This window comes from Acidovorax sp. NB1 (assembly GCF_005405905.1).
In the GTDB taxonomy this organism is placed as follows: Bacteria; Pseudomonadota; Gammaproteobacteria; order Burkholderiales; family Burkholderiaceae_C; genus Acidovorax.
Genome location: NZ_BJHU01000047.1, coordinates 1 through 22191 on the forward strand (window position 1 = coordinate 1; position 22191 = coordinate 22191).

Consider the following 22191-nt stretch of genomic DNA (forward strand, 5'->3'; position numbering starts at 1 on the left):
TTCGAACTCAAGAGCCTGCCCAATGTCGCGGAAGTGGCGTCGGTGGGCGGCATGGTCAAGCAGTACCAGGTGGTGCTTGATCCGATCAAGCTCGCAGCCCAAGGGCTGACCCAGGGGCAGGTGCGCGAGGCCATCCTGGGCGCCAACCAGGAAACGGGAGGATCGGTGCTGGAGTTGTCCGGGGCCGAGTACATGGTGCGCGCCAGCGGCTACCTCAAGACACTGGACGACTTCCGGGCCATCCCGCTGGTGTCGCGCGCCGGGATTCCGGTGCGCCTGGGCGATGTTGCAACGCTCCAGATCGGGCCAGAGATGCGGCGCGGCATCGCCGAACTCGACGGCGAGGGCGAGGTGGCCGGTGGCGTGGTGGTCCTGCGCTCGGGCAAGAATGCCCAGGAAACCATAAAAGCCGTCAAGGCCAAGCTCAGTGAGCTGCAAAGCAGCCTGCCCCAGGGCGTGGAGATCGTGACCACCTACGACCGCAGCGCACTCATTGAGCGGGCGATCCAGAACCTCACGACGAAACTCGTGGAGGAGTTCATCGTGGTGGCTGTGGTCTGTGTCTTGTTCCTCTGGCATCTGCGATCCGCGCTGGTTGCCATCATTTCTCTTCCGCTGGGGATCATGGCGGCGTTTCTGGTGATGCGTTACCAGGGCATCAACGCCAACATCATGTCCTTGGGCGGGATTGCTATTGCTGTGGGCGCCATGGTGGATGCAGCGGTGGTGATGATCGAGAACGCCCACAAGAAGCTGGAGGCCTGGCAGCACAAGCATCCCGACCAGCAGTTGGTCGGTGAAGAGCGCTGGAAAGTGATCACCGAAGCAGCCGAGGAAGTTGGGCCCGCGCTTTTCTTCTCGCTGCTCATCATCACGTTGTCCTTTGTGCCCGTTTTTACGCTGGAAGCACAGGAAGGCCGCTTGTTTGGACCGCTGGCGTTCACGAAGACCTACGCGATGGCCGCAGCTGCGGCCCTCTCGGTCACGCTGATTCCGGTCCTCATGGGCTACTGGATCCGGGGGCGTATCCCTGACGAGCAGAAAAACCCCATCACGCGTGCGCTGATCGCCGTGTACCGACCTTGCCTGGAATGGGTGCTGCACCGTCCCAAATCCACCCTGGTCATCGCCGTGCTGGCGCTGGCGACCACGATGTGGCCGCTCTCCCGGCTAGGCGGCGAATTCCTGCCCAGACTGGACGAAGGCGACCTGCTGTATATGCCTTCGGCGCTCCCGGGTCTTTCGGCACAGCGGGCAACCGAACTGCTGCAACTGAGCAACCGCATGATCAAGACGGTTCCCGAGGTTGAGCGCGTCTTCGGCAAGGCTGGCAGAGCGGAGACCGCCACCGATCCAGCGCCTCTGGAAATGTTCGAGACCACGGTAAAGCTCAAGCCCAGAGACCAATGGCGTCCAGGAATGACGCCCGAGGGTCTGATCGAGGAGTTGGACAAGGCCGTCAAGATCCCCGGCCTGTCCAACATCTGGATTCCGCCGATTCGCAACCGGATCGACATGCTCGCGACGGGCATCAAGAGTCCCATCGGGGTCAAGGTGACCGGCAACGACCTGAAGGTGATCGACGGGATCGCTGCCCAAGTCGAGCAGGTCGCCAAGGGCATTCCGGGAGTGACTTCGTCGTTGGCAGAGCGCCTGACGGGGGGGCGCTACGTCGATGTCCGCATCGACCGCACGGCCGCAGGGCGCTATGGGCTGAACGTGAGCGAAATCCAGGCTGTCGTTTCCGGGGCCATCGGTGGTGAAAACGTCTCTGAAACAGTCGAAGGCTTGGCCCGCTTCCCCATCAACCTGCGCTATCCGCGTGAGTGGAGAGACTCGCCCGAACGCTTGGCCCAATTGCCCATCTTCACCCCCATGGGGCAGCAGATCACGCTGGGCACGGTGGCCAGCATCGCCATCACCGATGGGCCACCCATGCTCAAGAGCGAGAACGCCCGCCCATCAGGCTGGGTGTATGTCGATGTGCGGGGGCGCGATCTGGCATCGGTGGCCAATGACCTGCGCGATGCGGTGAGCCGCCAGATCAAGCTGGAGCCCGGGGTCAGCATCACGTACTCAGGCCAGTTCGAGTACCTGGAGCGGGCCAATGCCCGCCTGAAAGTAGTGGTGCCTGCCACCTTGCTGATCATCTTCGTGCTGTTGTACTTGACCTTCTCGCGCATGGGCGAGGCGGGACTGATCATGGCGACACTGCCATTTGCGCTCACTGGGGGCATCTGGTTCCTGTACCTGATGAACTACAACCTGTCCATCGCCACCGGTGTGGGCTTCATCGCTCTGGCGGGGGTCGCGGCAGAGTTCGGGGTGGTCATGCTCATCTACCTCAAGCAGGCACTCGCAGAGAGATGTCCAGACGGCAGGCAGCCCACGCTGGAAGAGCTGCTGGATGCGATCCGGGAAGGTGCTGTGCTGCGCGTGCGCCCCAAGGCCATGACCGTGGCTGTCATCCTAGCGGGCCTGGTGCCCATCGTGTGGAGCAGCGGGACAGGCTCGGAGGTCATGAGCCGCATCGCGGCCCCCATGCTGGGCGGTATGGTGACAGCGCCGCTGCTGTCCTTGTTTGTGATTCCTGCGGCCTATGTGCTGATGAGAAAGCCGAGAAAACGCGATCAGCCTGACACTGAGGCTTCGTGAGGCAGGCTTAGGGCGGCCCCCTTAGGGGCGTCGAGTTTGCTGATCGAGAGGCTGCGTGGCTGTCATTTTCAAAAGACAACAGCACGAAATATCAAAAGTCGGCCGCACGGTCTTTTCTGACGTTGAAGCACCTCAGAAAACGGAAAATAAAGCACGCTAAGGCGTAGCTCCCTCGGCTACACCGCGTTGGCACTGCGCGGTTCTTTCTCCCCTTGCAGCGCAGCAATCAGCGGACATGAAACGTTCCCTTGCCGCGCATGACAGGCGCACACCAGTTCAGACAGCACGCTTTCCATGCGAGCCAAGTCGGCCATCTTCTCGCGCACATCCTGAAGTTTGTGCTCGGCCAGGCTGCTGGCTTCCTCGCAGTGGGTGCCGTCATCCAGCCGTAGCAGCTCGGCGACCTCGTCCAAGCTGAAGCCCAGCCGCTGGGCTGATTTCACGAAGCGCACCCGCGTTACATCCGCCTCGCCATAGCGGCGGATGCTGCCATAGGGCTTGTCCGGCTCCAGCAACAAGCCCTTGCGCTGATAGAAGCGGATGGTCTCCACGTTGACCCCGGCCGCCTTGGCGAAAAGGCCGATGGTCAGATCCTTCAAATTGTTCTCCATATTGCTTGACTCCGTACATTGGTACGGAAGTAAGCTTAAGCTATCCAATTCAGATTCGAAAGGACAAGCGTATGCCTGAACCTCAAAACGGGCGCGGCGCCCTCTTCACTGGAGGGCTGGCCGCCATCCTCGCCTCGGCTTGCTGCCTCGGGCCGCTGGTTCTGATCGCCTTGGGGTTCAGCGGCGCTTGGATCGGCAACTTGACGGTGTTGGAACCCTATCGCCCCATCTTTATCGGCGTGGCGCTGGTGGCGCTTTTCTTCGCCTGGCGGCGCATCTACCGCCCGGCGCAAGCCTGCAAACTGGGTGAGGTCTGCGCGATTCCCCAAGTGCGCGCTACTTACAAGCTCATTTTCTGGGTCGTGGCCGCGCTGGTTCTGGTCGCGCTCGGATTTCCCTACGTCATGCCATTTTTCTATTAATCACAGGAGTTCACTATGAAAAAACTGTTTGCCTCCCTCGCCCTCGTTGCCGTTGTTGCCCCCGTGTGGGCCGCCACCCAGACCGTCACGCTGTCCGTACCGGGCATGACTTGCTCCGCTTGCCCGATCACCGTCAAGAAGGCGATTTCCAAGGTCGAAGGCGTCAGCAAAGTTGATGTGACCTTCGAGACGCGCGAAGCCGTCGTCACCTTCGATGATGCCAAGACCAGCGTGCAGAAGCTGACCAAGGCCACCGGGGACGCGGGCTATCCGTCCAGCGTCAAGCAGTGAGTCACTGAAAACGGCACCGCAGCACATTTGACGTCATTGCCTGGCGCCACAAACGATAAAGGATCTGTTGCATGACCCATCTAAAAATCACCGGCATGACCTGCGACTCGTGCGCGGCGCACGTCAAGGAAGCGCTGGAAAAAGTGCCCGGCGTGCAGTCGGCGCTGGTGTCCTATCCGAAGGGCACAGCGCAACTCGCCACCGAGGCGGGCACGTCACCGGATGCGCTGACTGCCGCCGTGGTCGGACTGGGCTACAAAGCAACGCTCGCCGATGCGCCACCGACGGACAACTGCACCGGGCTGCTCGACAAGGTGAGCGGCTGGATGGGGGCCGCTGATGAGCGCAGTGACGGTGAACACCAGTTGCAGATCGCGGTGATCGGCAGCGGTGGAGCCGCGATGGCCGCGGCGCTGAAGGCCGTCGAGCAAGGCGCGCACGTCACGCTGATCGAGCGCGGCACCATCGGCGGCACCTGCGTCAATATCGGTTGTGTGCCGTCCAAGATCATGATCCGCGCCGCTCACATCGCCCATTTACGCCGGGAAAGCCCATTCGACGGCGGTATCACCGCGACTGTGCCTGCGATTGATCGCAGCAAACTACTGGCCCAGCAGCAGGCCCTCGTCGATGAACTCCGCCATGCCAAGTACGAAGGCATCCTGGACAGCAATTCAGCCATCACCGTTCTGCATGGTGAAGCTCGTTTCAAGGACGACCAGAGCGTTGTCGTCCGTTTGAACGAGGGTGGTGAGCGCGTCGTGATGTTCGACCGCTGCCTGGTCGCCACGGGTGCCAGTCCGGCCGTGCCGCCGATTCCGGGCCTGAAAGAGTCACCGTACTGGACGTCGACCGAGGCGCTGGTCAGCGAGACCGTTCCCGAACGCCTGGCCGTGATCGGCTCGTCGGTGGTGGCGCTGGAACTGGCGCAAGCCTTTGCCCGGCTGGGCAGCCAGGTCACGATCCTGGCGCGCAGAACGCTGTTCTTCCGCGAAGACCCGGCCATCGGCGAGGCCGTTACCGACGCTTTCCGTGCCGAAGGGATCACGGTGTTGGAACACACGCAAGCCAGCCAGGTCGCGCATGTGAACCGCGAATTCGTGCTGACCACGGGGCACGGTGAAATACGCGCCGACAAGCTGCTGGTCGCTACCGGACGGACACCGAACACGCGCAGCCTGGCACTGGACGCGGCGGGGGTCACCGTCAATGCGCAAGGGGCCATCGTCATCGACAAGGGCATGCGCACCAGCACGCCGCACATTTATGCGGCTGGCGACTGCGCTGACCAGCCGCAGTTCGTCTATGTGGCGGCAGCGGCCGGCACCCGTGCCGCGATCAACATGACGGGCGGAGATGCGGCCCTCGACTTGACCGCGATGCCGGCCGTGGTGTTCACCGATCCGCAAGTGGCGACCGTGGGCTACAGCGAAGCGGAAGCGCATCACGACGGGATCGAGACCGACAGTCGCACCCTGACCTTGGACAACGTGCCGCGTGCGCTTGCCAATTTCGACACACGCGGCTTTATCAAGCTGGTCATTGAGGAAGGTAGCGGAAGGCTCATCGGTGTGCAGGCGGTGGCCCCGGAAGCAGGCGAACTGATCCAGACGGCTGTTCTCGCAATTCGCAACCGCATGACGGTGCAGGAACTGGCCGACCAGTTGTTCCCCTACCTGACGATGGTCGAGGGCTTGAAGCTCGCGGCGCAGACGTTCAGCAAGGACGTGAAGCAGCTTTCCTGCTGCGCCGGATGAGGGAAAAAGGAGGTGTTCAATGAACGCCTACACAGTGTCCCGGCTGGCCCTTGATGCCGGGGTGAGCGTGCATATCGTGCGCGACTACCTGCTGCGCGGACTGCTGCGGCCGGTGGCGTGCACCCCAGGCGTTCGATGACGCCGCCTTGCAACGCCTGTGCTTCGTGCGGGCCGCCTTCGAGGCGGGCATTAGCCTGGACGCACTGACGCGGCTGTATCGGGCGCTGGATGCTGCGGACGCCAACGAAGCGGCCACGCAGCTTGCCGTGCTGCGCCAGTTCGTCGAACGTCGGCGCGAAGCGCTGGCCGATCTGGAAGTGCAGTTGGCCACCCTGCCGACCGAGCCGGCCCAGCACGCGGAGAGTCTGCCATGAACAGCCCCGAGCGCTTGCCGACCGAGACACACAAGCCGTTCACCGGCTACCTGTGGGGCACGCTGGCCGTGCTCACCTGTCCCTGCCATTTGCCGATTCTCGCCATTGTGCTCGCGGGAACAACGGCCGGCGCGTTCATCGGGGAGTATTGGGGTATTGCAGCCCTCACGCTGACCGGTTTGTTTGTCCTGTCTGTGACGCGGCTGCTGCGGGCCTTCAGGGGGCGATCATGAGCGCTTCCCAACCCATTGAATGGACGGTGGCGCAACTGGCGCTGGCGCTGGCGCTGGCGGTTGCGGTTGCGGTTGCGGTTGCGGGCGGTCAGCTTGATCTGCACTACCAGCCGATTGTCGATTTGCGTAGTGACCAGATTGTCGGCGCGGAAGCCCTGTTGCGCTGGCGTCACCCGATGCTCGGACTGTTGCCGCCGGGCCAGTTCCTGCCCGTGACCGAATCGTCTGGCCTGATGCATGAAATCGGTGCTTGGGTGCTGGGCGCAGCCTGCCGTCAGATGCGCGACTGGCAGGCGCTGGCATGGCAACCGTTCCGGCTGGCCGTCAATGTTTCGGCGAGCCAGGTGGGGTCTGACTTCGACGGGTGGGTACCAGGTCAGCGGCGCCCCCCCTGTCGCTATCGCTGAAAACTGAAGATCCGATAAGAGCACCGTCGCCGCCATCAATGGCACCCAATTGAGCTATCGATCAAGCATGGATGCAAAGGAACCGAACACATTCCCACTTCTGAAATGCGTAGTGCTTGCGGGCGGCAGTAACGGGCTCAGGGGGAACGCGCCTTGCGCTGGTCGATTCAGGAAGGTGGTTTACAGAATCTCAATGAGATTTTGTGGCGAGCGCCCCTCAGGACGCTCGCGGGGGAGGCTACCTGGATGGCATGGCCGCCTGGCGGTCCACCATCATTTGCATCATTTGTTCCATCATGGCCATGCGGCGCTCCATTTGAGCGTGCATGCCCATCATGCCGCCTCCCATGCCCGAGTTTCCAGATGCTGCAGGTGCGGCAGGTTTGGCCTGCGCCCCTTGCTGCATCATCCCCATACCCATGCCACCAGAATTACCTGCACCCATCATGGTCATACCGGACTGCATGAGCTTCATGTGTTCATCCATCAGCGCAGAACGTTCGGCGGGAGTCTTGGCCGCCTGCATTTTTTTGTGCATTTCCTGCATCGCCGTCATCTGACGATCAAAGGCGTCCGGTGTCGGCGGGGTGGTAGCTGCCGGGGCAGACTGGGTGGTTACGCCACCGCTCTGCGCATCACCGGGGTGGTGGCCTGCGTGTTCGTCCGCAGGTTTTGGAGATTGCGCGACGGCACAGCCCGCCACGAAAAGGGTTGTCAACAGCCCAGCGACGATATTCAGACGCATGATGGTCTCCTTGTTGGTTCAACTGCAGCATGACGACGTACGGTTCGCAGCACCTTGATTCACATCAACAGAGGTTGTGGACCGAGACGAACAGCAGCAGCCACCGGTTGTTCGGCGCGATGAAGTCGCCACCACGGCGTCTGCTTTGTATCCGGCACGCTCAATTGCAGAGCGAACAAGCTCTACAGTGTCGTCTTCGGCTTGCCCAGGAACGCGGACCTGCCGCGCGGCCACATCGATTTCTACTTCGACGCCTGCTGGCAGTTGGGCCTGAGCTATTGCTCGACGAATACGCTGAGCACAACCGCCGCACGTCATATCAAGAACATTGAAATGGACCATGTGAGCCTCCTTTGGTTGATTCACGTTTTGACTATGAACCTTGCCACGGTGGGAAGGTCAAGGCCTCACGGAATTCAATCGGCATATAAGCTCGGAAAGCAGCAAACGAGCCCATTGCTGGTGGTGTCTCTACGAGTTAGAACGCTCGCGCCTTGGGTGAACGACCGTCGAAAATCTCCATCTCAGCCGAGGGGAAGGACACCTTTGGCGCCTTGCGCATTCCCGCCGCGTGCCTAGCGCGCAGGCGCCACCATAGCGGTGGCAATTGCCAAATGTTGGGCTGGCCCTGTACCTGCCTGAGAGAGAAAGCCCTCGGCGAACGAGAAGTTTTTAGCAGATCGAACCACATGCGCTTGGAATGCAAGCGACTCGTTGACAAGTGCAAGGGACAAAAATTTGACCGACAACTCCAGAGTGACGACGACCTTGGAATCGTAGTGACCCAAACCGGCAAGCACGAAGGCTGCATCAAAACCTGCGGCGATAACACCGCCATTGATTGCGGAGGTTCCTCCACCTCCCTGAAGGCCAGATTCGATTTTGGTGAAATTGATGATCGCCAAGCCTGGCTCTTTGAACGCCCCCCTAAACCCAAACCAAGCAATTTCTTTCCTGGCGTTGAATTGAGCCAATTGCTCTTCGCGCTGAGTGGAGACTAGGCGAAACGGGATGGTCGGACTATGCATGGGAAAGCAACGGTGCGTTTACCGTCCAAATGTACATTGAGGGCTCGTCCAAATGTACATTCAGGATGCGTCCAACCTTGCATCCAAGACACTTGCGGCAGGGGATTTCTCGAATGAAGGTTCGATAGTTAGACCGTTTTTAAGTCCACCGTGCCCCGCGAGCTGCTATGGGGTTCTGGCCGACAAGGCGACATGACAGCTGCGCAGTTTCTCCCTCAGTTCGTGTTGTACCTCGGGGTTTGACAAGCCCGTAGTTCCCTCGCATGCGATCAGGTTTTGCCGACAGGAGTCAGGCCAATCTTCCAGATCATCATCGAGTGCTATCCACTGATGGGGTTTTCTGCGCTGAGCGTCTTCTTGAACTTGCACGCCCCGGGGTGTGGTGCGGAACATGGACAGGTTCCATGGGTCCACGCCATGCACACGTCTGTGGTAGGTCCCGCCAATAAACCGAGCACGCAAGGACGCCGGAAGGCGCTTAAGGGTTGCGCTGTACCCTGGGCGGATGCACCAGGTGCTACTCAGTACCAGGGCGACTGCCGGGTGGGGTTGGAGCACCGACTCCAGGAATGGAACCCATTCGAACAGCGAATGTCCTGCAGCCTCATACGGGCTCATGTAGATGCCCTTGCGTGGATGCCAGAGCACTTTTTCATGGTGAACAACGCCATCGAGATCGAGGTACAGGACGACGTCCGCGCTGCGTGGAGTGGACGCAGGGAGATATGGGGAAATTTGGCCAGAGGACAGAGCCATATGTTGGGACTGGACTGTGCTTGGTGGGGATATAGTCAAGGAGGACGGCGGGGCCAGAGCGGACTCAGAACTTGCCAGCCACGTGCGTATTCCTACGAGAACGCACCAGACTGGACACGCATGAGCAAGCTCCGCACCACCTCAAGGCCGCCGGGCTCTTTGAGCACATCGAGAGGCCTTCGATCACCCAACGCTGGGACCACCCCCACGAGCCAGTGATTAAGCCAGGTCTGTGCGTCGAAACCAGTTGGGTCACCAGACTCATCAACCATGCGCCGCACAAGCATAGTGAGAATAGCGATGTGGTCTTCTAGGGCGATGGGGGCAGAATTCGTGTCCACAAGTTACCGATCAGTCCCGTTAACAATGGCACAGCGGCGTCGCCTGAGTGTCGGATCTTTGGTTGCATCGCCCGAGCGCGCATATTCCCTTGCGGTGATGACAGGAAGAGCGTGCTTGACCTTGATTGTGATGACGCGCTTCGCCTTGCGGGCAGCCTGACCTGTGCGGTGCAATTCCATGGCGCGGTGATCTCTCAAGAGCTGTCGCGAGCTTCGGAGAGAGATTTCATCAAAGTACCTCTCAGAAAAACGTCGCCCCCGGGGGCATGCTTTCGCAGAGGTCGCACCGGGGGCTTGCTTTGCGCTAATGATAGCAACGAAGTTCAAACTCATCGCGGGGTTGTATCGGTAGGAGAACCAGCGCTGACTCACCAAAGGCCACGCTTGCTCACTTTTACCAGCGCACTCGTAAGGGCCATCAGCGTCTCTGCATCTGTCAGCACCTCCGCCCCCTTCAACGTGGACGGCAACGCAATTCCAGCGATCTCTTGAGTACGGTTGAGCACCTGCTCCACCAAACTGGTTCGGGGAACAAACATGTAGTGCACTTCACAGTCCAGGCCATGAGCCAAACGTGCAAGCGTATTCAGCGTGATAGTGCCGTTGGCCTCGGCCTGCTCCAGTTTGCGGACTCCCTGCGCCGTCATGCCCAAGCGCTCACCTAGCGCTTTGGAACTCATGCCCAAGGCCAATCTCACCGTCTTTGCCCAGCCACACCTGGGCGTGGCATTCCGCTGCAGCTTCGCGAAATCGCAAAACTGCCGATCAAGTTCGGCCAAGCGGGTGAGATCCAGGCGGTTTTTCAAGGGGGCAAACGCATGAGGCAACAGACTGGTTGCCTCTTTAAGCAGATCTGGGCAACCGGTTTATTTCCATTGGGAGACGGGCACACTTGGAAAACAAAAATGGCATTCCATTCAGCTATCTTCGCACGCCACGGCCCCAAACGGGACCAATTAGTCTCATATTAACTTGAATGAAGAATGATGCTGCGTTTGGAAAAAGCGACCCTAGGAAAATTTGGAGCACAGGACATGTTGCGCCTGATCACGTCACGGGGTTGGGAAGCCATCCTGCCGGATGCGCTGGATGACAACCACCTATTGTTGATGTCAGACCAACTCCGAGACCTTCTGTCTGGCTCGGATTGGAGCGGGGATCACGATCCCGCTAGTGCAGCCTTACCGCTCGCCCTGTTGCTTCTGACCAAGGCGGGAGCCAAACGTTCAGGCGACAGCATGGAAGTGGGCCTCGAAACTCTGCAAGAAGCACTGTGCTTGCTCAGCACTGCTGTGGATCGGGAGATCGTCAATCGAATGCTGCACCGCCAAGATGCCACACCCATTGGCACCGGTCTGATACAAGGGCTTCAAATGCTGGTTCAGTATGCCAAGGAACAGGCCGAATCGGAATGCCAAGCCTAGTCTGAAATGATGCCCTTGAAGTCCGCTTTGACGGTCCTGAGGAGTTCATTGACCAAGTTCGTGTCCAGGGCTGGGCAGTACGCGGTAGCAATCAAGGTCAAAGGGTGGATCTGCATCTGCTCGGCCAATACCTCGATGGTGCGGATACTGGGCACTTGATGTCCCTGCTCGATGCGACTGATGTGTCGGCGGCTCGTTGCCAGCAACATGTCTTCCTGAACCAAGCCGCGTGCCGCGCGCAATTGCTGCAGCGCCCGACCAAAGTCGGCTTGGGGTGGAACACGCTTTCGGGAAGACATCCACCCGATTTCCGTCCAATGAGACTAAAAAGACCACGACCAAATAGTCTCATAGGCTCGCTAACTCGAAAAAATATTCAGCCCTATTGGAAATCTGTTTCTGAAGTCGCGCTGTGCCCATACTCTTTCTGGATTTTGATGGGGTCCTGCACCCAGAGCACTGCCACGAGTCGAGGCACTTCTGTTGCCTATCGATCTTGGAAGATGCGTTACGACAGGTGCCCGAGTGCCAGATCGTGATCACCAGCACCTGGCGCCTGGAACAGGCCTATGAGGATCTATTGGAAAGGTTCTCTCCGGACATTGCCGCCATGATCGAAGGCGTTACCCCCAGATATTGCGATCTAACGAACGTCCCGAATACGCTGGTGGGGTACGAACGGGAGGCCGAGTGCCATGCCTGGCTTTGGGCCAACGATGTGCCACATCGCAGATGGGTGGCGGTGGATGATCGATCGTGGCTCTATCGGCCGTTCTGCAAGTCGTTGTTTTTGGTCGATGGGCGAACGGGACTCACGCAGGCCACCGGTTCACAACTGACAGCTCGTCTTCAAACCACACTTTGAAAAGACTGCCAGGAGGGCAGACCACCTGACCTCAGAAAACACTAATCTAGGGTTAACCCGAGCGTCCTAACCGGGTAATCTGCACCGAAAGTGAGATCACCCCAGATGCTGGCACACGATGTGCGGGGCCCTGCCGTGGCGGCATAGCCTCGGCCTGACTGCCTGCGTGGCAGGCCATGGGCTGCGGGGCCCTGGATTTGATTGATAATTCATTCTCATTAAGAAAATCCCGCAGCCCACCCATGGAACGATTCACCCGGCAACGCACAGCGATCTACGCAGTGATCGCTGGCGCGCAGCGCCCCCTGTCGCCGCAGGAGGTGCTGGACAACGCCCGGGCATCGGTGGAAGGCCTGGGCCTGGCCACGGTGTACCGCAACCTCAAGGCGCTGCTGGAGGATGGCAGCATCGAGGCGGTGTCGCTGCCCGGCGAAAGCCCGCGCTACGAGCCTGCGGGCCAGTCGCACCACCACCACTTCCAGTGCACGCAGTGCGCCCGTGTTTTTGATGTGCATGCCTGCCCGGGCGATTTGCAGGGCCTGGCGCCCCCGGGGTTCACGGTGCAACGCCATGAATTGACGCTGTATGGCCTGTGCGCGGATTGCACGCCCCAGGCATGAACGCCAGAACCCGCGCCATGAACCGCACACAGAAGCCGGGGCGCCCCTGGTGGCTGGCCTTCGTGCTGCTGTGTGTGCTGGGCGCGCAGACCTTGGGCGTGTTGCACAGCTTCGCCCATGCCAACACCCACCCCGCGCATGCCGATGCAGGCGTGCGGGCCCACGCAACGGCACAGGGCCTGGCGCATACCCAGGATGTGCTGGAGCCCTTGTTCGACTCCCACGAAGACGCCGGGGACTGCCGCTTGTTCGACGCCCTGGGCCAGCAGCCAGGCTCCGTAGCCGCCGGGCCTGCCTACCCGCCCGTGCAACCCCCGTCCATGCCCCGGCTGCGGCGGCTGGAGGGCGCCTGTGTCGCGCGCTGGGCCACGCTGTTTGACGCACGCGGGCCGCCCCTTTCTCACCGATCCCTCGTTCGCAAATTGGTGGCCAGCGGGCATGCACCAGCGTGCAAGCGCCCCGCCGGGCCACATCGACCCATTCAGTGAGAAAAACCATGAAGCATTCATCCCTTCAGGGCGGCTTGGCGCTGTCCCTCGTTTTGGCATTGGCCGCCTGCGGCGGCGGCAGTGGCGACAGCAGCAGCGAAGCCCCGCATGACAACACCCGCATCGACACCGCAGGCCGCCTGGCCATGGCCGAAGACGCAGCCACCGCGCTGCGCATCTACGACCTGGACAGCAGCACCGTGGTGGCGAACTTCCCCCTCGCCAACCCACCGTCTGCCGTGTATGCCAGCCCCGGTCGGCGCTACGCGCTGGCCTTCCAGCGGCCGCAGGACATAGTCCAGATCGCCGATGCCGGGCTCTGGCAGGAAGACCACGGCGACCACCTGCACGACTACCAGGCCGCGCCCAAGCTGCTGAGTTTCCGCATCAACGGCCCGCAGCCCACCCACTACGACGACCGTGCAGGCCAGGCCAGCATCTTCATGGACGGCCGTGCGCCGTCGGCCGTGGCCTCGGCCAGCGTTTTCAAGGATGCCGACCTGGGCGCGGGTCGCGTAGGCGCGAGCATCAGCTTTGCACAGCCCATGCACGGTTTTGCCGAGCCCAACGGCAGCTTCCTGATTGCCACCTACCGCGCGCCCGAAGCCACCGGCCCCACCCAGGCCGAGATCTACAGCCGCCAGGGCACGCAGTACACGCTGGTGCGGCGCCTGGATGCGCAGTGCCCCGGCATGCACGGCAGCTTCACCAGCGGTGGCACCACCGTGAGCGGCTGCTCGGACGGCGTGCTGGCCGTGTCGCCCCAGGCTGCGGGCGCAGCCGCAGCCACCAAGATCAGCACCCCCACGGGCGTGGGCACCATCGCGGGCCACCCCCAGCTGGGGGCGCGGTTCATCGGCATCGGCAACGCCGGGACGCCTTCCACCACCCGCTTCTACGACATCGATGCGGCAGCCGGCAAAGCCACCCCCATTGCCATCCCCGGGTGGGCTGAGGGGCGCATGCGCCGCGCGCACGGGTTTGACCGCGCGGGGCGCACCTTCTTTGTGCTGGATGACACCGGCACCCTCCATGCGCTGGAGCGGGGTGCAAGCGGCTGGGCGGTGAAGAAATCCATCGCGGGCGCCATTGCGGCCATGCCCACGGCGGCGCCGTTCCCGGCGTTTGCGGCCAACGAGGCGCGTGACGAGGTCTACCTCTCCGACCCCGGCGCGCGCCAACTGGTGGCCATCAACACCACCACGCTCGACGTGGCGCGCCGCGTAGCCCTGGACTTCCGCCCCACCTACCTCGCCTGGCTAGGCATCGCGCGGTAGGTGCAGGGGCCAAGGCCGCAGAGGCCCCTGCGCCTACCGTTCGCGCGCGGCCTTGAACAGCAGCCCCAGGCACACCGCCATGCCTAGCAGCGGGATGGCGGCAAGCAGCGCCGCCACGGCGCGCCCCAGGGTCGACCAGTCAAAGTCGCGCGCGGTGCGCCAGGCGCCAAAGGCCGCCACCAGGCCCAGGCCGAACATGCCCATGCGGAAACTCGCCCCGGGCTTGAAGAAGGCCATCAGCAGCAACACGTTGGCCACCCCCACCACCAGCGCCACATGGCCCAGGTGCAGCGAGAGACCGGTGCGGACGCCGGAGCCCCCACGGCCCGCATCTGCTTCTTCGTCCTCATCGTCGTCATCGCCCCGCGTGGTGCCTGTGCGGTTGGGCGCCGGGCGGGTGGGTTGCGGCGCCGCACCGCCCGCCCGGCCCCAGTCCGATGCCGACAGCCCGGCTGCGGCCACTGAGGCCCCTGCCACGGCACCTGCCACTGCGGCGGGTGCTCTACTGCCCCCTGCTGCCACCGCAGCCGCCAGCCCACGCTGCCGCAGCACCTCGCGCAGGCGCCCTGGCTCGCGCAAGGCGGCCACCAGGGCGCGCACGGGGCCCTGCTCCTCGGGCTTGATGCGCAGGTCGGCCACCTGCATGGTGGTGCCACGCGTGTTGGCGAGCATGAACAGCGCCTTGGCCACCTGCGCATCCTTGGGGCCGCCCTTGCCGCTCTCGATGAAGGTGCCCAGGTTGTAGGTGGCATCGGCGTGGCCCGCCTCTGCCGCTTGGGCGTACCAGGCGCGGGCCTGGGCCAGGTTCACCGGACCGCCATAGCGGCCGTGTTCGTCGCTGGTGCCCAGATGAAAGGCGGCGTGCGGGTCGCCCTCGCGGGCATACCAGCCGGGCAGGTCGCGCATAGGGTTGCCCGTCCAGGCCACCGGCGCAGCCGCTGCCAATGCATGCGAGCCTGGCGAGGCTGGCGGCATAGGCGCCAGGCTCAGGCCACCGGGCGATTCGGCCTCTTCCCGTGCCTGCTGCTTTTTCTGGGCCCGCTGCCGTTGCTCTTGTGCGGCGGCGTTCCACTTCGCGGCTTCCTGCGCGTCCACCGTGCCGCCCCAGCCCCGCTCGTGCATCACGGCCAGCAGGCGCTTGGCGGGCTCGTGGTCCCATTCGGCCGCGCGCTGGCACCAGGTGCGGGCGTTTTCGAAGTTGGGCTGCTCCCAGCCGATCACGACATCCAGCGCGTGCAGGAAGGCCGCGACCTCGTGCCCCTGCGCTGCGGCGGGCTCCAGGGCATCGGTGGCTTCGATGCGTTTGCGCGAGTACAGCGCCATTTGCTCGCTGCGGGCCACGGCGTCGTCCACCGCCTTGCGGTCGTTGTCGATGATCTGCAGCAGTTGCTCGCCCGGCGCCGACTTCAGGCGCGCCATCAGCACCTGGATGCGCGCCTTGGCCTCGTCGGGAAACCGCTGGAAGAACGCTTGGGCGTCTTTGCGGGTCTCGGCATCGTGGGCGCCCATCAGCTGCAGCGCGGCCGCCAGGTCAAAGTGCCTACGCTGTCCCATGGTGCCAAAACGCAAGGCACGGCCCAGGGCATAGAGGGCGTGGGGGTTGCCGCGCGCGGCCCAGCGGCGGTACTCGGCCCAGGCGGTGGCATCGTCACCCGCCTTGCGGGCGCGCGCAGCACGCTGCACCGGCAGGTCGGGCTCTTCGGGCGCATCGCCGTTGGCCAGGTAGTGCACGCCGCTTTGTGGGTCATACAGGTTCAGGCCCAGGCGCACGGCCTGCTCCCAGCCATCGTCGAACGGCGGGCCCCATTCCGAAGCGCGGGTGTTGATGCCCACGCCAAAGGTGGGGTCGGTCATTTCCGGGCCGCCAAGGTAGACGTCCCAGAACCCGGGAGAGCGCTGCTCGACAGCCTGGGCCCAGGCAACGAACTTGGGGTTCATCGGCACCTGGGGGCCCGCCTCCGCACGCTCGTACTGCGCGTCCGCCTCGGCCTTGGTGGTGGGCCAGGGCCAATCAGCGGGCTTTTCCCAGATCTGGATGGTGTAACTCACAGGTCCCTCCTCGGATGCCGCTGGGGTGCGGCTTGTTGTGGTCTTGCCTTTTGCTTGCGCTTTGTTTGCCCTTCGCTCGCCTTGTGTCAAGGGCGAACGAATTCTAGAAGCGACCTCCTGCCGTGACGCACCAGCGCACCCCTCCGTTTTGTCCAGTGACGCACCAGCGCCACACCAGGAGGTCAGCACGCAGTTTTGGGTAAAAATGGGCTTCTCCGCGCATCCACCATACCCAAATAGCTCCTATTTTCATAGCAAACCTATGTCCCAGCCACCACTTCCTGCCCTCTCCCTCGCCATGCCCGTGCCCACCGGTGACCAGCTCAAGACCGCCCGCACCGCCGCCGGGCTGAGCCAGGCCCAGGCAGCCGAACTCATGGGCTACCCGCTGCAGACCGGCAGCCGGGGCGGCGTGCAGTCGCGCACCTGGCAGGCGCTGGAGAGCATGGGCGACGAGCGCAACATGCAGGGCCCGGTGTTTGCGATGTTTCTGCTGCTGACCGGGCAGCACCCCGACTTTGTGCTGGCGGCGCGCCCGACAGGCAGCGGCGGCAGCACCGCCACCACCGACTGAGCAGCGCACAGGCGCTGACACCATAAAAAAGCGGAACGACCCGAAGGCGGTTCCGCAAAGTCTTCACAGGGAGATAAAAAAGGACTGCGCGCGATGGCGTGCAGCTGTGGGGTCAATCCACCTTGATATTGGCCGCCTTGATCACCTGGGCCCACTTCTCCACCTCGGCCTTCTGGAAGGCGGCGATCTGCGTGGTGTTGAGGTCGGCAGGCTCCATGCCAAACCCCTTCAGGCGGTTCTGCATGTCGGGCTGGGCCAGGATCTTGCGGATCTCGTCGTGCAGGCGCGAGATGATGGGTGCGGGCGTGGACGCGGGCACGAAGACGGCCTGCCACGACTGCACCTGGAAGTCGGCCAGGCCGTTCACGCCCGACTCGGCCACGGTGGGCACGTCGGGCATCGATGCCAGGCGCTTGGGCGAGGTCACAGCAATGGCGCGCAGCTTGCCGCTCTGGATGTGCGGCGCGGCGACCACGGTGGTGTCGAACATCATGTCCACCTGGCCGCTGATCACGTCCTGGATGGCCGGGCCGCTGCCCTTGTAGGGGATGTGCGTGAACTTCACGCCCGACTTGTAGGCCAGCAATTCCACGGCCAGATGCTGCGAGCTGCCGGTGCCGGCGGACGCGGACGACAGGCCACCTTCCTTGCCCTTGGCCGCGGCCAGGACGTCCTTGAGCGTCTTGTGCGGGCTGTTGGCCGACACCACCAGCACCACGGGGTTGGTGCCGATCAGCGTGACCGGGCTGAAGGACTTGATGGGGTCGTAGCCCAGCTTGGGGTACAGGCTGACATTGATGGCATGCGAGCTGACGGTGCCGCCCAGCAGCGTGTAGCCATCGGGCGCCGCGCGTGCGGCGGCTTCCGATCCGATGCTGCCCGCTGCGCCGCCCTTGTTCTCGACCACCACAGTGGTCCCCAAGGCCGTGCCCAGTTGCTGGCCGATCAGGCGACCCAGCGTGTCGGTAGTGCCGCCTGCGGCAAAGGGCACCACGTAGCTGATGGTCTTGCCCGTGGGCCAGGTGCCCTGGGCAGCGGCAGGCAGGCCGATGAGGCCCACGGCAGCGGCGAGGGCCGCCGTGTGGATGAGGTGTCTGCGTCGTTGTTGCATGGTCAAAAGTCTCCTGGTGTGTAAATAGTGAATGGGGGCGGGAGGAAGGGGCCGCTGTGGCATGGCGACTGGCGTCCAGTCCGTATCAGTGCAGGTTCATGGCAGGTCAACAATCTCGACCCAGTTGGGGTTCTTGCCCGCAGGCAGTCGCGTGGCGGAGCCCGGGACGCCGGTGGCGGGGTCGATGGGGTGCAGCGCGACGTGGTGCGAATCCTGCCCCGCCGCTATCAGGAAGCGGCCGGACGAATCCACCGCAAAGCCGCGCGGGGTTTTTTCAGTGGGCACCTGGCCCAGCGGCTGCAACTGGCCGGTGGCCGCATCAACACGGAAGCTGCTCAGCGTGCTGGAGGTGCGTTCGGACGCATAGAGCGTGCGGCCGTCGGGCGACAGGTGCAGGTCGGCTGCCCAGGGCTTGCCGGCAAAACCTGCGGGCAGCGTCGTGGTGCGCTGCACCGAGCGCAGCGTGCCGCGCTCCTTGTCGTAGGCCATCACATGCACCGAGGCATCCAGCTCGTTGAGCAGGTACAGGCTGCGCTGGGCCTTGTCCCACACAAAGTGGCGCGGGCCTGATTTTTCGGGGGTGACGGTGGTCAGCGCAGGCTCGTTGGCCGTGAGCTTGCCAGTCTCGGCATCAAAGCGCCAGGCAGAGAGGTTGTCGCCCCCCAGGCTGGTGGCCAGCACATGGCGGTTGGCCGCATCGGCATGGATGGCGTGTGCATGGGGCGCCGTGGGGATGAGCTGCTGCACCGCGCCCACCGCCCCATCCTTGCCAATGCTGTTGACGGTGATCTTGTGGCCGGGGTACGAGGCCGCAAACAGCCAGCGGCCGGTGGCGTCGGTGTCGATGTTGGCCATGCTGTCGGCCAGCGGGGCCTCGCCCAGCTTGCGCAGCTTGCCGCTGGCCGGGTCGATGGCCAGGCTCACCACCCGAAACGGCTGCGAGCGCAGCGCCACATACAACACCTTCTTGTCCGGGCTCACGGCCATGGGCATGGCCATGCCACCCAGCGCCGTGGTGTCCACCGGCTTCAGGGCGCCCGCGCTACGGTCCAGCTCGAACACCGACACATCCTGGCTGTCGGCGTTGGACACATAGACCCAGGTGGCTGCCCCGGCGCTGGGTGCAGCCAGCGCCGCCGCCAGGGCCAAGGGGGCCAGCAGCGCCAGGCGTTCTGGTCGTGCGAGGTGCCCGGTGCGTGGGCAGGAGCGATGTACAACGGTCATGCGGTTTCCCTTCTTCTGGTGGGGCAATGCCTGCGGGCCGGGGGCCCCAGACATGCGATGTCTCGGTGTGGGGTGGTGTGCCCTTGGTGCAGGCCGGTGGCCCTTCCGACCCAAGGCCAGAGGCTTTCGAGTCCCATTTGTTATATGTCGTCATACAACATAAAGGCAATTGTGGATCCAACTGGCTTGAATCCAGTAAAGGGATTACCCGCAGTTTTTGTGAGCGCCTGATGCTCTGTTTCAAAGGCAATCCACGCCTGACACGGCCTCGAAAGATCAGTAGTTACCCTGATTTTTGGGCAGATTCGGCTTCTTTTCTTCTATGCCGGTTGTCTTTTGATGACGACAGTTGTACGATGACTAACAACAACCTGAACCAACGGAGACATTCCATGACCCTGAACCGCCGCGCCGTCCTCCTGGCCTGCACCGCCGCACTGGCTGCCGCCTCTGCCACCGCCCAGACGGCCGACTGGCCCGCCAAGACCCTGCGCATCGTGGTGCCCTACCCGCCCGGCGGCAGCTCGGACATCATTGCGCGCTCCATCAGCCAGGTGCTGTCCGAATCGCTCAAGCAAAGCGTGATCGTCGAGAACAAGCCCGGCGCCAACGGCAACCTGGGCGCGGACTTCGTGGCCAAGGCCGATCCGGACGGCTACACCATGCTGCTGTGCGATGTGGGCGCGCTGGCCATCAGCCCATCGGTCTACACCAAACTGTCGTTCGACCCCTCCAAGGACCTGCGTGGCGTGACCATGCTGGCCTACTCCCCGCACCTGCTGGTGGTGCACCCCTCGGTGCCGGTCAACAACCTCAAGGAGCTGATCGCCTACTCCAAGAAGAACGACCTGAACTTTGCCGTGACGGCCACGGGCAGCGCACCCCACCTGGCCGGTGTGGCGCTGGAGCGCGCCAGCGGCGCACGCTGGCAGTACATCCCCTACAAGGGCGGCGTGACCGCCATCCAGGACACCGTGGCGGGCCAGACCCAGGTGCTGATGAACGGCATGCTGGCCACCCTGCCCCAGGTGCAGAACGGCAAGCTCAAGGTGCTGGGCGTGTCCAAGTCCACCCGCATGCCGCTGATCGGCAACGTGCCCACCATTGCCGAGCAAGGCGTGACCGGCTACGAATCCGGCACCTGGCAAGGTGTGCTGCTGCCACGCGGCACGCCCGAGGCCGTGGTGCAAAAGCTCAACAAGGCCCTCATCACCGCCATCCGCGCGCCCGAGATCCGCTCACGCCTCGCAGGCCAGGGCGCCGAGGTGGTGACCATGACCCCCACCGAGCAAGACCAGTTCTTCGCCAAGGAACGCGCACGCTGGGCCAGCGTGGTGACAGCCGCCAACATCAAGCTCGACTGATTCTTCGCGCCACCCTCTTTTTCTTCTCATCGCCCCGCACTGACATGACCCCCCAAGACCTCAAAACCATCATGGGCTCCGGCCTGCTGTCCTTTCCGATCACGGACTTCGACGAGCAGGGCAACTTCCGCCCCAAGTCTTACATCGAGCGCCTGGAGTGGCTCGCCCCCTACGGTGCCAGCGCCCTGTTTGCCGCCGGTGGCACGGGTGAGTACTTCTCCCTGTCGGGCCCCGAGTACAGCGAAGTCATCAAGACGGCCGTGGACACCTGCCGGGGCAAGGTGCCCATCATTGCCGGTGCCGGTGGCCCCACCCGCACGGCCATTGCCCATGCGCAAGAGGCCGAGCGCCTGGGCGCCCACGGCATCCTGCTGCTGCCCCACTACCTCACCGAGGCCGGGCAGGAGGGCCTGATCGAGCATGTGGCCCAGGTGTGCAACAGCGTGAAGTTCGGTGTGATCGTCTACAACCGCGACCGCACCAAGCTCACGGCCGACTCTTTGGCCATCCTGGCCGAGCGTTGCCCCAACCTGATCGGCTTCAAGGACGGTGTGGGCAACATCGAGACCATGTCCTCCATCTACATGAAGATGGGTGACCGTTTCTCGTACCTGGGCGGCCTGCCCACGGCCGAGGTGTATGCGGCGGCGTACAAGGCACTCGGTACGCCGGTGTATTCGTCGGCGGTGTTCAACTTCATCCCGAAGACGGCCATGGAGTTCTACAAGGCAGTGGCAGCGGACGACACGGCCACGCAGCACCGGCTGCTCAAGGAGTTCTTCATGCCGTACCTGGCCATCCGCAACCGGGTGGAGGGCTATGGCGTGTCCATCATCAAGGCGGGTGCACGCATCGTGGGCCATGACGGCGGGCCGGTGCGCGCGCCGCTGGTGGACTTGAAGCCCAGCGAGATGGAAGAGCTGGCCGCGCTGATCCAGAAGCTCGGCCCGCAGTAACAACCGGCTGCCGCAGGGCCTGGTGTTCCAGGCCCTCTTTTTTGCTCCCAGTGAAAACCAACACCCCGGGCCCGGCCGTGCACAGGCCCGGGGGCAGTCGTGGCACGCCCATCCCCAAAACCCAACACAACAACGGAGACAGACAAGATGTTCAAGCAAATCGTTCTCGCCGCAGCAACCGCCGTCACCATTGCCACGCTGGCAGGCTGCGCCGCCAATGCACAGGCGCCCGCTTCCTCGGCATCGGCCGAACAGGCGGTGGCTGCGGCCGCAGAAAAACTGCGCGTGGCCATGATCGACCCCACGCCCACCGCGCTGTCTGCCCTGGTCGCCGACGACCTGAGCTACGGCCATTCGGGTGGCCGCGTGGACACCAAGGACAGCTTCATCGGCGACCTCGTGGCGGGCAAGTCCGACTTCGTGACCATCGCCATCACCGACCAATCCATCAAGGTCGTGGGCAGCTCTGCCATCGTGCGCCACACCCTCACGGCCGACACCAACGACTCGGGCAAGCCCGGCAAGGTGCAGATCAAGATCCTGGGTGTGTGGCAACAGCAAGGCGGCCAGTGGAAGCTGCTGGCCCGCCAGGCCGTGCGAACGGCGGCATGATGTAGCC

Annotated in this window: 26 protein-coding genes and 2 pseudogenes; 16 read left to right on the forward strand and 12 right to left on the reverse strand. The window is 63.3% G+C overall.

The genetic code is table 11. The features are described from left to right. Nucleotides 1-2655 (forward strand): efflux RND transporter permease subunit (locus AvAM_RS21600; RefSeq protein ID WP_137749010.1); only part of this gene is annotated, 2655 nt, incomplete at its 5' end. Nucleotides 2656-2831: 176 nt separating this feature from the next. Here AvAM_RS21600 and merR read toward each other — a convergent pair. Beyond that, the gene (merR, locus tag AvAM_RS21605; RefSeq protein WP_063459338.1) at nt 2832-3266 is read right to left on the reverse strand and encodes an Hg(II)-responsive transcriptional regulator; all 435 of its coding nucleotides are present in this window, start codon (nt 3264-3266) and stop codon (nt 2832-2834) included. A gap of 71 nt (nt 3267-3337) precedes the next feature. Between merR and merT the strand changes: the two genes are divergently transcribed. The 6 genes and pseudogenes from merT to AvAM_RS21635 form a co-directional block, all read left to right on the forward strand. Further along, complete coding sequence (merT, locus tag AvAM_RS21610) at nt 3338-3688, forward strand: mercuric ion transporter MerT (protein WP_063459339.1); 351 nt, start codon at nt 3338-3340, stop codon at nt 3686-3688. Nucleotides 3689-3703: 15 nt separating this feature from the next. After that, complete coding sequence (gene merP / locus AvAM_RS21615) at nt 3704-3979, forward strand: mercury resistance system periplasmic binding protein MerP (protein WP_063459340.1); 276 nt, start codon at nt 3704-3706, stop codon at nt 3977-3979. Nucleotides 3980-4050: 71 nt separating this feature from the next. After that, entirely contained in the window at nt 4051-5736 is a 1686-nt protein-coding gene (gene merA, locus AvAM_RS21620; protein ID WP_063459341.1) for a mercury(II) reductase, read from the forward strand. A 19-nt stretch (nt 5737-5755) separates the two neighbouring features. Beyond that, nucleotides 5756-6110 (forward strand): annotated as a pseudogene (gene merD / locus AvAM_RS21625) (mercury resistance co-regulator MerD). Further along, entirely contained in the window at nt 6107-6343 is a 237-nt protein-coding gene (gene merE, locus AvAM_RS21630) for a broad-spectrum mercury transporter MerE (RefSeq protein ID WP_063459342.1), read from the forward strand. The pseudogene merD and the gene merE overlap by 4 nt, the downstream one beginning before the upstream one ends. After that, a pseudogene (locus tag AvAM_RS21635) lies at nt 6340-6720 on the forward strand (EAL domain-containing protein); the annotation flags it as partial. The gene merE and the pseudogene AvAM_RS21635, both read left to right, overlap by 4 nt. Nucleotides 6721-6988: 268 nt before the next feature. Here the strand turns inward: AvAM_RS21635 and AvAM_RS21640 are convergent. The 7 genes from AvAM_RS21640 to AvAM_RS21665 form a co-directional block, all read right to left on the reverse strand. Further along, the gene (locus AvAM_RS21640) at nt 6989-7495 is read right to left on the reverse strand and encodes a hypothetical protein (RefSeq protein ID WP_082836290.1); all 507 of its coding nucleotides are present in this window, start codon (nt 7493-7495) and stop codon (nt 6989-6991) included. Between the two features lie 18 nt (nt 7496-7513). Continuing rightward, nucleotides 7514-7837, reverse strand: a complete 324-nt coding sequence (locus AvAM_RS26180; protein WP_082836291.1) for a heavy-metal-associated domain-containing protein — start codon at nt 7835-7837, stop codon at nt 7514-7516. A gap of 233 nt (nt 7838-8070) precedes the next feature. Then, the gene (locus AvAM_RS21650) at nt 8071-8523 is read right to left on the reverse strand and encodes a PaaI family thioesterase (RefSeq protein WP_056419573.1); all 453 of its coding nucleotides are present in this window, start codon (nt 8521-8523) and stop codon (nt 8071-8073) included. Nucleotides 8524-8688: 165 nt separating this feature from the next. Further along, nucleotides 8689-9279 carry an HAD domain-containing protein gene (locus tag AvAM_RS21655; protein WP_137749012.1) on the reverse strand — a complete coding sequence of 197 codons (591 nt, stop codon included), beginning with the start codon at nt 9277-9279 and terminating at the stop codon, nt 8689-8691. 92 nt (nt 9280-9371) lie between these two features. After that, the gene (locus AvAM_RS21660) at nt 9372-9566 is read right to left on the reverse strand and encodes an antitoxin Xre/MbcA/ParS toxin-binding domain-containing protein (RefSeq protein ID WP_082836271.1); all 195 of its coding nucleotides are present in this window, start codon (nt 9564-9566) and stop codon (nt 9372-9374) included. A gap of 57 nt (nt 9567-9623) precedes the next feature. Further along, complete coding sequence (locus tag AvAM_RS25765; protein WP_158236318.1) at nt 9624-9800, reverse strand: hypothetical protein; 177 nt, start codon at nt 9798-9800, stop codon at nt 9624-9626. A 188-nt stretch (nt 9801-9988) separates the two neighbouring features. Beyond that, nucleotides 9989-10426, reverse strand: coding sequence for a helix-turn-helix domain-containing protein (locus AvAM_RS21665; RefSeq protein WP_055400384.1), 438 nt, complete (start codon nt 10424-10426; stop codon nt 9989-9991). A gap of 177 nt (nt 10427-10603) precedes the next feature. On the opposite strand from AvAM_RS21665, the gene AvAM_RS21670 reads away from it, so the two are divergent. Beyond that, nucleotides 10604-11044, forward strand: coding sequence for a hypothetical protein (locus tag AvAM_RS21670; RefSeq protein ID WP_137749013.1), 441 nt, complete (start codon nt 10604-10606; stop codon nt 11042-11044). On the opposite strand, the gene AvAM_RS21675 is transcribed toward AvAM_RS21670, so the two are convergent. Next, nucleotides 11041-11343: a helix-turn-helix domain-containing protein gene (locus tag AvAM_RS21675; RefSeq protein WP_137749014.1), complete on the reverse strand. Its 303-nt coding sequence runs from the start codon at nt 11341-11343 to the stop codon at nt 11041-11043. The genes AvAM_RS21670 and AvAM_RS21675 overlap by 4 nt on opposite strands. A 113-nt stretch (nt 11344-11456) precedes the next feature. On the opposite strand from AvAM_RS21675, the gene AvAM_RS21680 reads away from it, so the two are divergent. The 4 genes from AvAM_RS21680 (at nt 11457) to AvAM_RS21695 (ending at nt 14294) form a co-directional block, all read left to right on the forward strand. Continuing rightward, the gene (locus tag AvAM_RS21680) at nt 11457-11909 is read left to right on the forward strand and encodes an HAD domain-containing protein (protein WP_099741089.1); all 453 of its coding nucleotides are present in this window, start codon (nt 11457-11459) and stop codon (nt 11907-11909) included. A 242-nt stretch (nt 11910-12151) separates the two neighbouring features. Further along, nucleotides 12152-12529 carry a Fur family transcriptional regulator gene (locus tag AvAM_RS21685; RefSeq protein WP_137749015.1) on the forward strand — a complete coding sequence of 126 codons (378 nt, stop codon included), beginning with the start codon at nt 12152-12154 and terminating at the stop codon, nt 12527-12529. A gap of 17 nt (nt 12530-12546) precedes the next feature. Further along, complete coding sequence (locus tag AvAM_RS21690; protein WP_137749016.1) at nt 12547-13017, forward strand: hypothetical protein; 471 nt, start codon at nt 12547-12549, stop codon at nt 13015-13017. An 8-nt stretch (nt 13018-13025) separates the two neighbouring features. Further along, nucleotides 13026-14294, forward strand: coding sequence for a hypothetical protein (locus AvAM_RS21695; RefSeq protein ID WP_137749017.1), 1269 nt, complete (start codon nt 13026-13028; stop codon nt 14292-14294). Nucleotides 14295-14327: 33 nt separating this feature from the next. On the opposite strand, the gene AvAM_RS21700 is transcribed toward AvAM_RS21695, so the two are convergent. Beyond that, nucleotides 14328-16343 (reverse strand): tetratricopeptide repeat protein, encoded by a 2016-nt coding sequence (locus AvAM_RS21700; protein ID WP_137749018.1) that lies wholly within the window; start codon nt 16341-16343, stop codon nt 14328-14330. A 262-nt stretch (nt 16344-16605) separates the two neighbouring features. On the opposite strand from AvAM_RS21700, the gene AvAM_RS21705 reads away from it, so the two are divergent. Next, a complete protein-coding gene (locus AvAM_RS21705; RefSeq protein WP_137749019.1) occupies nt 16606-16917 on the forward strand; it encodes a DNA-binding transcriptional regulator in 312 nt (103 codons plus the stop codon). A gap of 112 nt (nt 16918-17029) precedes the next feature. Here AvAM_RS21705 and AvAM_RS21710 read toward each other — a convergent pair whose 3' ends face one another. Beyond that, complete coding sequence (locus AvAM_RS21710) at nt 17030-18028, reverse strand: tripartite tricarboxylate transporter substrate binding protein (RefSeq protein ID WP_137749020.1); 999 nt, start codon at nt 18026-18028, stop codon at nt 17030-17032. Nucleotides 18029-18124: 96 nt separating this feature from the next. Then, nucleotides 18125-19252: a beta-propeller fold lactonase family protein gene (locus tag AvAM_RS21715; RefSeq protein ID WP_249368294.1), complete on the reverse strand. Its 1128-nt coding sequence runs from the start codon at nt 19250-19252 to the stop codon at nt 18125-18127. 392 nt (nt 19253-19644) lie between these two features. On the opposite strand from AvAM_RS21715, the gene AvAM_RS21720 reads away from it, so the two are divergent. From AvAM_RS21720 to AvAM_RS21730, 3 genes are all read left to right on the forward strand, one after another. Beyond that, nucleotides 19645-20616: a tripartite tricarboxylate transporter substrate binding protein gene (locus AvAM_RS21720; RefSeq protein WP_137749021.1), complete on the forward strand. Its 972-nt coding sequence runs from the start codon at nt 19645-19647 to the stop codon at nt 20614-20616. Between the two features lie 44 nt (nt 20617-20660). Beyond that, complete coding sequence (kdgD, locus tag AvAM_RS21725; protein ID WP_137749022.1) at nt 20661-21572, forward strand: 5-dehydro-4-deoxyglucarate dehydratase; 912 nt, start codon at nt 20661-20663, stop codon at nt 21570-21572. Between the two features lie 147 nt (nt 21573-21719). Next, on the forward strand, nt 21720-22184 hold the full coding sequence (locus AvAM_RS21730) for a nuclear transport factor 2 family protein (protein ID WP_137749023.1): 465 nt from the start codon (nt 21720-21722) through the stop codon (nt 22182-22184). Nucleotides 22185-22191 lie beyond the last annotated feature (7 nt).